General features: G+C 39.8%; 14 protein-coding genes and 1 other RNA gene. 11 read left to right on the top strand and 4 right to left on the bottom strand.

Going from position 1 to position 13,795, the window contains the following annotated elements; translation table 11 throughout:
• Position 1 precedes the first annotated feature (1 nt).
• From rpoD to DW005_RS07935, 8 genes are all read left to right on the top strand, one after another.
• Positions 2–1,135 (top strand): RNA polymerase sigma factor RpoD, encoded by a 1,134-nt coding sequence (gene rpoD, locus DW005_RS07970; protein ID WP_117478859.1) that lies wholly within the window; start codon positions 2–4, stop codon positions 1,133–1,135.
• A complete protein-coding gene (locus tag DW005_RS07965; RefSeq protein WP_117478858.1) occupies positions 1,135–1,839 on the top strand; it encodes a class I SAM-dependent methyltransferase in 705 nt (234 codons plus the stop codon). The genes rpoD and DW005_RS07965 overlap by 1 nt, the downstream gene beginning before the upstream one ends.
• Before the next feature lie 31 nt (positions 1,840–1,870).
• The gene (locus tag DW005_RS07960; protein ID WP_117478857.1) at positions 1,871–3,520 is read left to right on the top strand and encodes a nucleoside kinase; all 1,650 of its coding nucleotides are present in this window, start codon (positions 1,871–1,873) and stop codon (positions 3,518–3,520) included.
• 8 nt (positions 3,521–3,528) lie between these two features.
• Positions 3,529–3,882, top strand: an RNA gene (gene rnpB, locus DW005_RS07955) — RNase P RNA component class A.
• A gap of 177 nt (positions 3,883–4,059) precedes the next feature.
• A complete protein-coding gene (locus tag DW005_RS07950) occupies positions 4,060–5,115 on the top strand; it encodes a hypothetical protein (protein ID WP_117478856.1) in 1,056 nt (351 codons plus the stop codon).
• A gap of 45 nt (positions 5,116–5,160) precedes the next feature.
• Positions 5,161–5,661 carry a hypothetical protein gene (locus DW005_RS07945; protein WP_117478855.1) on the top strand — a complete coding sequence of 167 codons (501 nt, stop codon included), beginning with the start codon at positions 5,161–5,163 and terminating at the stop codon, positions 5,659–5,661.
• A gap of 62 nt (positions 5,662–5,723) precedes the next feature.
• Positions 5,724–6,737 (top strand): hypothetical protein, encoded by a 1,014-nt coding sequence (locus tag DW005_RS07940; RefSeq protein WP_117478854.1) that lies wholly within the window; start codon positions 5,724–5,726, stop codon positions 6,735–6,737.
• A gap of 28 nt (positions 6,738–6,765) precedes the next feature.
• Complete coding sequence (locus DW005_RS07935) at positions 6,766–7,263, top strand: hypothetical protein (RefSeq protein ID WP_117478853.1); 498 nt, start codon at positions 6,766–6,768, stop codon at positions 7,261–7,263.
• A gap of 42 nt (positions 7,264–7,305) precedes the next feature.
• Here DW005_RS07935 and DW005_RS07930 read toward each other — a convergent pair whose 3' ends face one another.
• The 3 genes from DW005_RS07930 to DW005_RS07920 form a co-directional block, all read right to left on the bottom strand.
• The gene (locus DW005_RS07930) at positions 7,306–7,779 is read right to left on the bottom strand and encodes a hypothetical protein (RefSeq protein WP_117478852.1); all 474 of its coding nucleotides are present in this window, start codon (positions 7,777–7,779) and stop codon (positions 7,306–7,308) included.
• Positions 7,776–8,069, bottom strand: a complete 294-nt coding sequence (locus DW005_RS07925; RefSeq protein WP_117478851.1) for a Mor transcription activator family protein — start codon at positions 8,067–8,069, stop codon at positions 7,776–7,778. The genes DW005_RS07930 and DW005_RS07925 overlap by 4 nt, the downstream gene beginning before the upstream one ends.
• Positions 8,070–8,244: 175 nt before the next feature.
• Positions 8,245–9,090 carry a serine/threonine-protein kinase gene (locus DW005_RS07920; protein ID WP_117478850.1) on the bottom strand — a complete coding sequence of 282 codons (846 nt, stop codon included), beginning with the start codon at positions 9,088–9,090 and terminating at the stop codon, positions 8,245–8,247.
• A 142-nt stretch (positions 9,091–9,232) separates the two neighbouring features.
• Between DW005_RS07920 and DW005_RS07915 the strand changes: the two genes are divergently transcribed.
• Entirely contained in the window at positions 9,233–10,423 is a 1,191-nt protein-coding gene (locus DW005_RS07915) for an MFS transporter (RefSeq protein WP_117478849.1), read from the top strand.
• On the opposite strand, the gene DW005_RS07910 is transcribed toward DW005_RS07915, so the two are convergent.
• Complete coding sequence (locus DW005_RS07910; protein ID WP_117478848.1) at positions 10,400–11,182, bottom strand: PocR ligand-binding domain-containing protein; 783 nt, start codon at positions 11,180–11,182, stop codon at positions 10,400–10,402. The two genes, DW005_RS07915 and DW005_RS07910, sit on opposite strands and share 24 nt — an antisense overlap.
• Before the next feature lie 157 nt (positions 11,183–11,339).
• Between DW005_RS07910 and DW005_RS07905 the strand changes: the two genes are divergently transcribed.
• Complete coding sequence (locus DW005_RS07905; RefSeq protein WP_117478847.1) at positions 11,340–11,774, top strand: helix-turn-helix transcriptional regulator; 435 nt, start codon at positions 11,340–11,342, stop codon at positions 11,772–11,774.
• Between the two features lie 14 nt (positions 11,775–11,788).
• Entirely contained in the window at positions 11,789–13,768 is a 1,980-nt protein-coding gene (locus DW005_RS07900) for an aminopeptidase (RefSeq protein ID WP_117478846.1), read from the top strand.
• The last annotated feature ends 27 nt before the right edge of the window (positions 13,769–13,795 follow it).

Raw genomic sequence — 13,795 nt, 5'->3', positions numbered from 1 at the left:
GATGGATAAGGAAAATACAAATGTAGACGAACAGCAGAAAATGCTGACAATTATGAATGAGCTTGTTGAATTGGGCAAGAAAAAGGAAAATGTACTGGAACTCAGTGAAATTGAGAAGGTGTTCGCAGACCAGGGAATGGAACTTGATGATGACAAGACCGAAAAAGTTTTCGAGTATTTGGAAAATAAAGGAATTGTTGCAATGGTGCCGGAAAGTGACACTGAGGATGACATTATTCTGGATGTTGAAGATGAGCCAACCGAGGAAGAACTGGAAAATATCGAAATGGCAGTTCCGGATGGTGTCAGCATTGAGGACCCGGTTCGTATGTATCTGAAAGAAATCGGTAAAGTGCCGCTTTTGACCGCCGAGGAGGAAAAAGATTTGGCAATGAAAATGGAAGCCGGTGATATGGAGGCAAAAAAACGTCTGGCAGAGGCAAACCTGCGTCTGGTTGTCAGCATCGCCAAACGTTATGTCGGACGTGGTATGCTGTTTTTGGATTTGATTCAGGAGGGAAACTTAGGACTGATTAAAGCGGTTGAAAAGTTTGATTACCGCAAAGGTTACAAATTCAGTACCTATGCTACCTGGTGGATTCGTCAGGCGATTACAAGAGCGATTGCCGACCAGGCAAGAACGATTCGTATTCCGGTTCATATGGTGGAGACAATTAATAAATTAATCCGTGTTCAGCGCCAGCTTTTGCAGGAATTGGGACGTGAGCCGTATCCGGAAGAAATTGCGGAAAAGATGGGACTTCCGGTTGAGCGCGTGCGTGAGATTCAGAAGATTTCACAGGAGCCGGTTTCGCTTGAGACACCAATCGGTGAAGAGGAAGACAGTCATTTGGGTGACTTTATTCAGGATGATAATGTACCGGTGCCGGCAGAAGCAGCAGCCTTTACTCTTTTGAAAGAGCAGCTTGTGGAGGTTCTTGGAACGTTAACTGAGAGAGAGCAGAAAGTTCTGTGTCTACGTTTTGGCTTAGAGGATGGACGTGCCCGTACACTTGAAGAAGTCGGCAAAGAATTTGACGTAACAAGAGAGCGTATCCGCCAAATTGAGGCGAAGGCACTCCGTAAACTCCGTCATCCGAGCCGCAGCCGTAAATTAAAGGATTATTTGGACTAATGCAGCATACAATAGAATTGTCTGCCCGTATGGCAATGAATGCTTCACTTGTACCTGATGGAGCAAAAGTGGCGGATGTCGGCTGTGACCATGGTTATGTTTCTCTTTATCTTGCTTCAAAAAAAGCATGTAAAAAAATTATTGCCATGGATATCAATGAGGGACCAATTGCTCATGCAAGGGAAAATATTGAAAAGGCAGGTCTTAGTGATTGCATTGACTGCCGTTTGAGTGATGGCATGCAGGCGTTAAATCAAGGAGAGGTCGATACCGTTTTGATTGCCGGTATGGGCGGTATGTTAGTCTGCCGGATTCTTGAGCAGTCGCCGGAAGTTATGCAGGAGGTTTCCACGCTTGTAATTCAGGCGCAGTCCGATTTATACGAAGTCAGAAAGATGATTCATAAGATAGGCTTTTTCATTGAAAAGGAAAAGTTTTGTATGGATGCCGGTAAACCGTATCTTGCGATGCGTGCAGTAAGAGGAGAGGAAAAAACTCCTTATGAGCCGGCTGAGTATGAATACGGACGGCTTTTGCCGGAAGTGAGCGATACCGCTTATCGTAAGTTTTTACTGGATGAACGAGATAAAAAAATGAAATTGCAGGAAACATTAAATATGCAAAAGACATCCGGTGCCGGTGCCCGTGTGGAAGAATTGACAGAAGAGATTACGGGGCTTAACTGGATTTTAAACAAATTCTAATTTGTTTTCCTAACGGAAGGGAGGAATTGCCATGGAAATCACATGGAGAGATAAAACAATAACATGCGAAGAAGGAACTACGCTGTTTGATATAAGTAAACAGGTGGAAAAAGAATATGAGTTTCCGATTATTGTCGCAAAAGTGGATGGTGTGATTCAGGAATTATACCATGAAGTGATTGATGGAACGACGGTTTCCTTTTGTACAACAAAAGACAGTGATGGCAAGCGTGCTTACATACGTGGTATGTCAATGCTTTTGCTGAAGGCAATTCAGGAAGAAAAGGCATTTAAGGAAGAGGACCGGATAACGATTGATTTTTGTTTAGACAGTGGTTATTACTGCCATTTAAATTCAAAAGAAAAACCGACAAAGGAACTGCTTAACCGTTTGGAAAAGCGGATGCGTGAAGATGTAAAAAAAGATATCCGTTTTGAAAAAGTTGTGATGCGAACCAGAGATGCCAGACGGATGTTTGAAAAAAAGCATATGTCAGATAAGAGCAATCTGTTAAAATACCGCAGAAATTCACGCATGACGGTATATCATTTAGGCGATTTTACAGATTATTATTATGGTGCCATGCCATACAGTACCGGTATTTTGACTCATTTTCGTCTGGAACTTTTTGAAGATGGTTTTGTCTTTGTGGTTCCGAAAAAAGAGGCACCTGTTACAATGCCTGAATTTAAACCAAGCATAAAACAGTACCACACGATGCAGATGGCAAATGAGTGGAGTGAAAAAATGCAGGTTTCTACAGTTGGCGAGTTAAATGAAATCATTGTGAATGGTGGTTTTCAGGAGTTGATGCTGACACAGGAGGCACTGCACGAAAAACGGATTGGAGATATTGCGGTGCAGATTGCGGAGCGCGGCTGCCGTATCGTGACAATCGCAGGACCTTCGTCATCCGGTAAAACAACATTTTCTTATCGTTTGTCGACTCAGCTTCGCACCCTTGGTCTGAAACCTCATCCGATTGGTTTAGACGATTATTTTGTAAATCGTGAAGATACACCAAGAGATGCCAATGGAAAATACGACTATGAGTGCCTTGGTGCCATTGATACGAAGCAGTTTAATGAAGATTTGACAAATCTTTTAGCCGGCAAACCGGTTCAGCTGCCAACATATAATTTTATCAGCGGTATGAGAGAATACGATAAACCGGTTATGCAGCTTGGCAGTGAGGATATCCTTGTTATAGAGGGAATCCATGGCTTGAATGATAAACTGACATATTCCATCCCGAAAAAGGATAAATACAAGATTTATATCAGTGCACTGACGACATTAAATATCGATCACCACAATCGTATTCCAACGACGGAAGGACGGCTTTTGCGCCGAATTATCAGAGACGCAAGAACCCGTGGTAATACAGCTCAGAAAACGATTTCTATGTGGGATTCCGTCCGCCGCGGCGAGAGCCAGAATATTTTCCCTTATCAGGAAGAGGCAGACGCGATGTTTAACTCGGCACTGATTTACGAACTGGCCGCTATGAAACTTTATGCAGATCCGTTACTGTTCCAGGTGACTAAGGATTGTCCGGAATATGCGGAGGCACAGCGTCTGCTTAAGTTTTTGGATTATTTCTTGCCAATTGACCCACATGATGTTCCACTGAATTCCATCTTGCGCGAATTTATCGGTGGTGGTATATTATTAGGGTGATTTCATTATGAGCAGCACAAGTGACCGCGCCCATTCAGACGAAAGGGAATGGGTGAGGAAAGTCCGAGCTTCGCAGGGCAGGATGCCGGATAACGTCCGGTGGAGGCGACTCCCAGGCTAGTGCAACAGAAATATACCGCCACGGCTTTGCCCGTGGTAAGGTTGGAATGGCGAGGTAAGAGCTCACCGCCTCTCTGGTAACAGGGAGGGCATATGTAAACCCCATCCGAAGCAAGACCGAACAGGAAGCAATACGGCGGCCCGTCGTGTTTCCGGGTAGGTCGCTAGAGCCTGTTGGCAACAGCAGGTCCAGATAGATGGTCACTCAACGACAGAACTCGGCTTATCGTGCTGCTCATATGAATTGAATCAATGGATTTGAAGGTAGATGGAGAGCACCCGGAAGGGTGTTTTTTTTGTGTGGGTGCGGAGTTGAAAAGGAAAATAATCTTGTATTTTTCCAATGATATTTCTGTTCCTATCAATTAAAGTGTATTTAGTAATTTTATTTACAAATATAAAAAGAGGAGGTGTAAATTATGAATGAACAGGAAATTTATGTTGACAATGATTTATTAGGTCAACAAATTTTATTTCGTTCAGCAACAGGAGAAAAGTTTGGTTTTCTTAATACTAGAATTGCAAGTATGTTAGATTTTGCAGAGGATAGATTGATTATACGAACGGCTCCACAAAACTATGAAAAGGTAAGGGAGATTCGTTACAAGGATATAGCGTCTGTTAATGTAAAACGTCATATGAGTGTTTGTAATATTATTTTACTCAGCTTGCTTGCGATTGCATCATTTTTTACTGTGGGTGCTACTTTGATTATTGACTTAATTCTTTTTTGGAGTGTTTTTGGCAGTAAACTGGTTATCACAACAAAATCAGGAGCTGAATATTCTTTTGTTACACTGATGGCACCAAAGACTTTTCAGGATTTTACGGATGCGCTCCGTCAAACCGTTGAACGGGCAAATTCCGGAGAGTTTTTAGTTGCGGATGAGAGAGAAAGCGAAAACATTGTGGAGCGTTTGTTTATTCAACGTGACATGGATATGAGTAAAACCTGTAAAGAAAGCTGGAACATCATGGTAGATGAACTATGCAGTGGAAAGACAACAGACGAGTTAATAAACAGTTTGTATGAAAAATGCAGCAGTAATAGTGATTTTACCTATCCGGAAAAGAATAATACGTTTTATTCCGGTGTGTGTCAGGTTTTGTCAAATGCAATAGGAGCAGATGAAAAAATAATTTTGGCGATTAATTCTGCATTGCGTTGTGCAAATCCGCCTAAAAAGTTTGTTGCATTAACTTCAGAACGAATTATTTTTTATTATAACAAGCGTATTCATAGTGTGGCATATGAAGATGTTTATAAATTATCTTTTATGTCGCCACCAAATTCGTGGTATGTAAACAGTTTTCCGCCAAATAGTGAAGAAATGTTTATGATGGGTTCGGGTACGTATGGTGCCGATATTATGGGATTAATCCTTGCGTTGATTAGTAGATTTAGTGATGAAAAATCAATTCGAGGTCATAAGATTGTTATAATGTCGGCAAATGACAAATTTGGTTCTTACTAGAAAACAAAATTATAATTTTAACAAAGAAAATGGAGATGACTTTATATGAAAACTTTAAAGAAAATATTAGTGATGTGTATGACACTTGTTGTGATGGTTGGTGTTACCGGTTGTGTGGATTCGGATAAACAGGACCGGTTACTTCAGTTTATTAACGTGGATTTGTCAGAAGCAAAGGAACTAGAGACAGAAGCAAATGATGCGTATACCAAGGTGAAAGAAGATGAAAATAGTGGGGATGCTGAATTTAAGCAGGTTTTGCAGGATACAGTTATTCCGAATTACGAAAAGATGGTTAAACAGGCAAGCAATGTGGATTTTGGTGAATATACTGAATTTAATGAGATGAAGTCATTACTTATTCAATATTTGACAAAAAAATTAGAAGCATATAATAAAATGGTAGATGCTGTTGATACTCAGGATGAAGATAGAATATCAAAAGCAAATGAACTTATTGAAGATGCAGATTCTGTTTATGATAAATACGAAAAAGAACGTGATAGATTAATGGATGAATACGAAGTTGAATGGAAGAGTGAGTAAAATGAATATGTATGCTGGGCTATATTTCTGTTAGTCGTGCACATAGTTTTAGGAGGAAAAATATGACTTGGATAAAATGGTTGCTTAGGTTTTTGCCAGTAGGATTTGCTATATTTGGTGTTCTTTTTGTAAGACATAGAATAAAATTGAATTATTCTACGTTCCGTATTATTACTACAATTGTGGAATCTATTATAGTTACAATAATTGCATGTGCAATTCCTATTGTTTATGAAAAAACGGCAAATGACTTATCATCTGATACGATGATATCAGCACCGGCTAGTATTCCCAATATTACGTATGGTCAGGCAATAGAGGCTGCATGTACAGATGTCAATTGGGGGTATTTTAATTCATTTTCAAATAAGGATGGTCAACATTTAATTGTTGAAGTTAATGCGAAATATACCTATAGAGATGTAGAAAACGACATTACCATTCAGTTTAATTATCCGGATTCGTATGCTCCAATCTCTGACATTGATGTAAACTCACCGATGGAGGTCAGCTTTCTTGGATTTGGAAAATCACAAGAAGAACAAGAATCAACAATGAAAGAAATTTTATTTACTATGTTCGAGAAATATGCTTCTCAAAATGGGATTACATTAGATGAGACACAGAAAGAGGATATTTTATATAATCAGGCGTATAAGGAGAAGTATAATAGTCATTCATCGGATGAAGCAACAGCAACGCCAGAAGTGACAGAAGAACCAACAAGTGAGGACGCGACAACATCGTCAGAAGATAGCACGCAAAAAAAGGACGAGGATTACTATGTTCAATTAATCAAAACAGCAACTCCGACGGATTATCTGGATAAAACTTATGGGGAAGCATTTGAGGATTTCTTTAATAATCCGCATTGGGCATATGTAGAAATGGACGGAGAACAAATTATTGATTTCACAGGTCAGTGTACTTATGATGGTGAAGATGTAAATTGTGAGATTATGTTCAAACTAGATATGCAAGAGGGAACGTTTGAAGTTAAGTATTATGAATTTGATGGAAATGAACAGGATTTAAACGATTGGCCATCTATTTTGGATACAATTTTCACATCTTAATTAAAGAATAAAAAGGAAGTAAAATAATATGAATGAACAATCAACAATTCAATACGTTTTTGACTATTCATCGTTTGCGATATTAATGCTAGTTTTAGCAATTATTTTTATCGTTATTACTTTGATTAGGTATAAGGTAAAAAAGAGAAAACCAATTATATTATTGGTGATTTCCGGAATATTTGTTTTAGCAACAATTGGATTTTTTATATTAGGTCATTTCTTTGGTGTTGAATCAGAAAAAATTGACTTAAATCAAGCAAAAGAACAAGCCAGAATAGCAGAAAACATACAAAACAATAAAGTTGACCATGTGCTTGAGGATATTGATAAACTTTATCCGAAGAAGGATGAAGTGAAAGGAATGGACGTAAGTAACCGTTTTGTACTTCTATGGAATTATTATAAAAAGATTGGTGATACAAGGAAGGCAAAAGAATTAATCAATGAAGCTAAAAACAATCCTGAAATTGATAAAGAAGATGAACTTGTAAAAAGCATTATTAAAGGTGAGGCAGTGCAGTAATAGAAAGAGAGGAAGCAACCCCGCAAGGCGCTTCCTCTTTTATTATTGAAGTTCGTTCAATCGGTTTTCTACGATTTTTTTAATCACTTCATCACTCATCATGGATGTGTCTTTTTGGGTTTCCTCAAGCAACTGTTTTTCTTTCTTTGTATCACCGGTTTTTTCGTAATACAAACGAAGAAGAATAAAGCGATTGTCTTGTCTGGTAGAATCCAAATTTTTGGTAGGTGGAAACAGCGTATCAATGTCAGAAAGAATATGGTCAAATTTGCCATTGTTTATGGCGTTGGAAATACGGAAAAATTCCGTTTGTTCTTTCTGATTGATTTCATTCGATTGCGTATCTTGTGGCAAGAAACAGGAAATTGCCAAAAGAGCTAGTGTCAAAATGCCCGTACCCCACACAATTATACGAAGTGGTTTTGAAATGTTTTTTTTTCGTTTGTGACGGAACAAGTAAATGATCAGTAAGATAAGAAAAACAATAAAAGCTAAAAAACAATAAATCCACATCATAATTTTGAATCCTCCTTAATTAATTGTCTCAACCGGCGTTCAGTATATCCGTATTTCTTCGCCAAATCAGAGAGTGAATGAGTGCCGAGCTGCCGTTCCACTTCTTTTACGACATATTGAACAGAATATAGACGTTGAGGAAGTGTGATTTGCTGACCGCGATAGTGCTTATGTAATAAAATCGTATTTTCAATTCCAATGATTTCGGCGATACACGCATAATCGCCGGCAAGGTCATTTGGTGTAATTTCGCTCGCCTCATCGGAAAGTGCTTCTGTTGCATATTCCATTTTTTTCCTCCTTATTATCCCATGTAACATAGAGTAGCACATTTGCATGAGTATTTACATGAGAATATTTCCTTGAAAAATACAACATAAATTTCCTTGCAAAGAACCATGTATTTTACAAGAATAAGGATATGAAATTTTCTTTCGTCTGTGGTGTCCTGACAGTCGACTTTTATTAGGCAAGTGATAAAAAGGCGAGCAGGGCAAAAAGATAGAGGCACACTGCCAGAATCATTTTCCACAAAGTAGCGCTGCGAAATCCCGGAATTTTTCTGAGAAAACGGATGTCAGCAGGGGTGTATTCCGGTAAAACGGCATCGAGTTGTTTGTAAATCTGATGACAGTTTACATATCGTTTTTTGGCAGAAATCTGTGTGCACTTGGTTACAATTTTTCGCAGACGTCTGTCTTTTGGAAGCGCCTCTTTTGGCATTTTTCCGGTTGTCATCTGATTGATGAGTACACCGAGTGCATAGATGTCGGTGCGGGCATCCGATTGCGTGAAGCCAAACTGCTCTGGGGCTGCATATCCGGGAGTGCCAAGTATCTGTGTGTCACTTGGTTTGTCTTTTTTTAGTTCGCGTAAAATTCCAGGGTCAATGAGGTATGCCTTTTTGTCATCTGAAATGATAACATTTGCGGGGGTGACATCGCGGTGAATCATATTGTGCTTGTGAAACCACTGCAAACCCTGGCATAAATCCATTGCATAACGGATTACTTCATCTTTTGAAAATGGACCTTGCAGATAAAGATGTTCTTCCACGCTTTCCCCACGAATCCATTCTTCATTGATATAGAAGTGTCCCTCTTTTTCGTAGACGGAGTAAATTGTAACAATGGCAGGAGAGGGGGAGTGCTGCTGGTACTCATAGAACTGTTTTATGACAGGATACTGTTCTGGCGTGATTTCCTTTCGCACATAATAAAACCCGTCCTGTTCTACAAGTTCTGTCAGGCGGTCAGAGGCGGTATTTAATTTCGCGATGACGATTTCGTTTGCCGTTTTTTTTGTTTCCATAAAAAACTCCCTATTGTCGTATTTGTATTATTTTATTCAGCTCTTGTATTATCTCATAATTTGCAGGAACACGTCAATCAATGGTTGCAAAAATCGAGTGTAAATGGTTTAATTAGTTCAGATGATAAATGAGGTGTGTGGAATGAAAAATAATTATAAAATGACAATGTATGCCTGCTTTATTGGTTATATCGTGCAAGCGGTGGTGAATAGCTTTGTCCCGCTTTTATTTGTGACCTTTCAGACGGAGTATCATATTCCACTGACACAAATTACGCTGTTAATCACGGTGAATTTCGTGATTCAATTAGTGGTTGATCTATTGTCAGCCGGTTTTGTTGATAAAATCGGATATCGGGCATCGGCTATTATTGCGCACGCTTGTGCGGGAACCGGTATTTTTCTGCTTACGATTTTACCGGAATTGTTTTCAAATCAATTTTACGGCATTTTGCTTGCCGTTATGGTTTATGCCATCGGTGGCGGTTTGATTGAAGTTTTGATTAGTCCGATTTTGGAAGCGTGTCCGACGGATAATAAAGAATCAGCCATGAGTTTGTTACATTCATTTTACTGTTGGGGATGTACCGGTGTTGTTTTGTTGTCCACACTTTTTTTTGCTTTGTTTGGAACATCGCATTGGAAGATTCTTGCCCTAATCTGGGTGTTTTTGCCGGCAGCTAATTTAATTTTGTTTACGAAAGTTCCTATTTACAGCCTTCATGAAGAAGGGGAGAGTGGGATGTCAATTTCTGAACTGTTTCGAGTAAAGGTGTTTTGGCTTTTGATGGCGATGATGCTCTGCGCCGGTGCATCAGAACAGGCAGTGAGCCAGTGGGCATCCACATTTGCTGAAAAAGGACTTCATATCCAGAAGACAGTGGGGGATTTGGTCGGACCGATGATGTTTTCTGTTTTGATGGGATTGTCGCGTTTGATTTATGGAAAATACGGTGAAAAACTTAATTTAGACCGATTTATGAAAGGAAGCTGTGTATTGTGTGTTGCTTCGTATTTGTGCATTTCTCTTGTGCCGGTTCCGATAGTTGGACTGATTGGCTGTGCTATCTGTGGATTTTCTGTGGGAATTATGTGGCCGGGAACTTTCAGTAAGGCATCGGCAGCCATAAAAAGAGGAGGGACGATCCTGTTTGCAATGCTTGCACTTGCCGGAGACTTAGGATGCTCCGGAGGACCGACCCTCGTTGGATTTGTTTCCAGTGCGTTTTCCGGTAATCTGCGCCTGGGAATATTAACTGCAATTGTTTTTCCGGTATTACTGCTTGCCGGATTATGTACTTTTTCACGATTAGTCGTTAAAAATGTTAATTAACTCAGAGAATGTGTCTGTGATTCCCTGAACGGATTCTTCAATGTTATTGTAAATGGCAGCGGACTGTTCGGCTAAATCCTGCATGCTGTTTGCAACAACGGCAAATCCGGCACCGGCTTCGCCATTTCTGGCAGCTTCAATACTTGCATTCAGAGAAAGCATACGCTGTTTGCTGGAAATTGCTTTCAACTGGCTGGTGTCCTTGTTAATGACATCGACAAAGGAGGCTGACTCCTGTGTTTTTTTCTGCAATGCATGAAGCATGGAAGCATTTGTGTATTTGTAGTATTCCAGATTGACTAACTGGTTTACAATTAATTCTAAAAGATTGGCGGCAGCTCGGATTTTTTCCTCGGAACTGATTGTCACTTTATTAAGTGCGGCGATATACTCGTCCTCATCAATGCCAAGTTCTCTTGCTGTTTTGCGGAAAGCTTCTTCATCCGGGGCTTCCGGAAGAATCTGTCCTCCGATAATTGCACCCACTTTTTCATCGCCTACTTTAATATCGACTGAGAAGTCCATAAGTCCCGCATGGCAGAAGTAAGTTCCACTGCCTTCGTTGTCACACTTGACACAGCGGCGGTTTCCTTCTTTTGAACCACGTGTGTACTTCATGCAGAACTCAGTAAAATTGCTGCCCTCTGTTAAATATTGTCCGTCATTTCCGACAGCAATTGCAGCAAGGCCGGTAGCGTCGGAAAAATTGTCCTGAATTTTTTGCAGTTTGGATACGTCCATAAATTCTTTAAGTTCCATAAAAACCATTCCCTTCATTTCATTACTTAAAAATTTTATATATATTTTATCACAAAAAACACATTTCGGCAAAAAAAAATTATAACTATAGACTATTTCTCATTTGTGTACTATAATTTGTTTGTTAAATTGTGGAAGAATTGGGGAGAATACCAAGGTGAAATCGAAGAAATCGACAGGAGAACTGTTACATGAAATTGCGACGACGAAACAGGATTTTGAGTCGTTTGCCAATGAAAACAAGGATGAGTTTGACGAGTTTGATAGTAGAGACTATTTGAATCGTCTTTTGAACATGAAAAATTTACAGCCTACGGATATTATCAGGCGGAGTGGTTTGGAACGCTCTTATGTGTATCATATTTTAAATGGTGAGCGGAAAAATCCGTCGCAGGGCAAAGTGATAGCACTCTGCATTGCATTTGAACTTACCGTGGAGCAGACGCAGAGGCTGCTTCGGTCATGGAAACTGCCGGTCCTGTATCCGCGTAATCAGCGGGACAGCATTATTTTATACGGAATCAGCAGAAAAATGAGTGTTATGGAAATTAATGAGCATTTGCTGAATTTGAATTTTGAATTATTGGAATAAAGGAGAATAAAAAGATGGAGCGATACGAACTTGCAAAAAATCGTATTATGGAACTGGAGACGGAGATTGACGGCGCATTTGGCAATTATATCAAGGAAGCGGCACATTTATTTGTGACGATTTTTCATGTAATGGATGGTACAGAAGACGCAAAACAGCGAAAAGAATGGACAGACAGTCTTTACGAAGAAATAGCGGGGGATAATTATGAAACTTCGTACGCAAATCCGGCATATTGTGTTAAGAAATTCGGCGAAAAGACCGGACAGTATTTGTGCTGGTTTTATGCCAGATTCCGTGACAGTATTGTAGCGGCGTTTGAAGAGGACGAAGAAGAAGTAACAAGATGCATGGAGTTGTTTTTGCAGGTGGTTTCTGTATTATCTTTGGAGGAGGAAACCGAGCGCTACCTGAAAGAGACGATTTACTACGATGTTCATGATTATGCAGAGGACCGCATTGAGAAAAACATTCATGATTTGCTTTGCCCGGAGGAAACTCTGATTTACAATATTGTGATGAAAAGTGATTTTGCAAATACCGATTATTTGTACCGCTATGGGGAATACGTTACGGAGAATGAAATTCGGATGGCGGAGTTCTTAGGGAAAATGCCAATCGAAAAACTTTCAGCCATGGCGTCTACTTATACGGAAGGCTATCGCAAGGGCTTTGAAATTGCGGGGATTGATTTGATGAAGAAAAAGACCGTGCAGATTCGTTATCATATTGGTTTTGAGCCAATGGTAAGACAGGCGGTTTTACAGTTTGAGAAAATGGGATTAAAGCCAGTATTTACAAGAAAGACAAATACGCAGGCTGTTGGTGTTGTCAGCACATCGCCGAATAAACAGTATCAGTATGATCATCGTTTTGACGATGCTTTATATCTGAATCATGCACTGGTGCAGGAAAGATTAAAAATCTCTGAGAAAGTATTTGAATCGTATCGGGAAGAGGCTTCTTTGTATGCCGGACCGGCAGTGATTGAAGTGTTTGGGGAGAAATTATTTTCTCCGAAAGTGAAAAAGGAAAGTCCGGCGTATAAAAAAGAGCAGGAGGAGCTTTCGGTTTCTTACCGCAGAGATTATTCTTTGCTCCAAAACCGGTATATTCCTCAAGACTCTTACAGCTTCACGATTATCGCCTATCCGATTCCGGAAATTGGTGAGGATTTCGAAGATATTTTTGAGGAAACAGTAAAGGTCAATACACTGGACATGGAAGAATACAAACAAATTCAGCAGCACTTAATTGATGCACTGGATTTGGGCGAAAAAGTTCATGTGACAGGACGAGGTAAAAACCACACGGATATTTGGATTTCTCTACATGAATTGACGGAGCCTGCGAAACAGACAAATTTTGAAAATTGTCTCGCAGATGTAAATATTCCGGTTGGCGAGGTGTTTACTTCGCCTCAACTGGCCGGAACGAATGGCGTACTTCATGTGACACAGGTTTATCTAAATGAATTGCGTTATGAAAATTTGGAGTTTTCCTTTACCGATGGTATGGTTACTTCGTATTCCTGTTCGAATTACGAAGAGGAAGAAGAGGGCAGAAAATATATCAAGGAAAATATTCTTCATAACCGTGAGACACTGCCAATTGGCGAGTTTGCCATTGGTACGAATACGACAGCCTATGTGATGGGAAGAAAGTTTGGCATTGAGGCAAAACTGCCGATTTTGATTGCAGAAAAGACAGGACCGCATTTTGCTCTTGGTGATACCTGTTATTCTATGAGTGAAGATGTGGTTTTGCACAACCCGGACGGAAAAGAAATTATTGCAAAAGAAAACGAGTGCTCGGCTCTCAGAAATACGGATATTTCCAAGGCATATTTTAACTGCCACACAGATGTTACGATTCCGTATGATGAACTTGGTGATATAATTGTCTTTACAAAAACGGGTGAAACCGTTACACTGATAAGGAATGGACGGTTTGTTCTTCCGGGAACAGAACGTCTGAATGAAGTTTTAGATTAAAATGAATGAATGCAGGAGGAATTGCAA

This window comes from Clostridium sp. AF36-4 (assembly GCF_003435975.1).
GTDB lineage: Bacteria > Bacillota > Clostridia > Lachnospirales > Lachnospiraceae > Eubacterium_F.
Note: the sequence above shows the minus strand (reverse complement) of the source record. Positions and strands in the feature narration are given on the sequence as shown.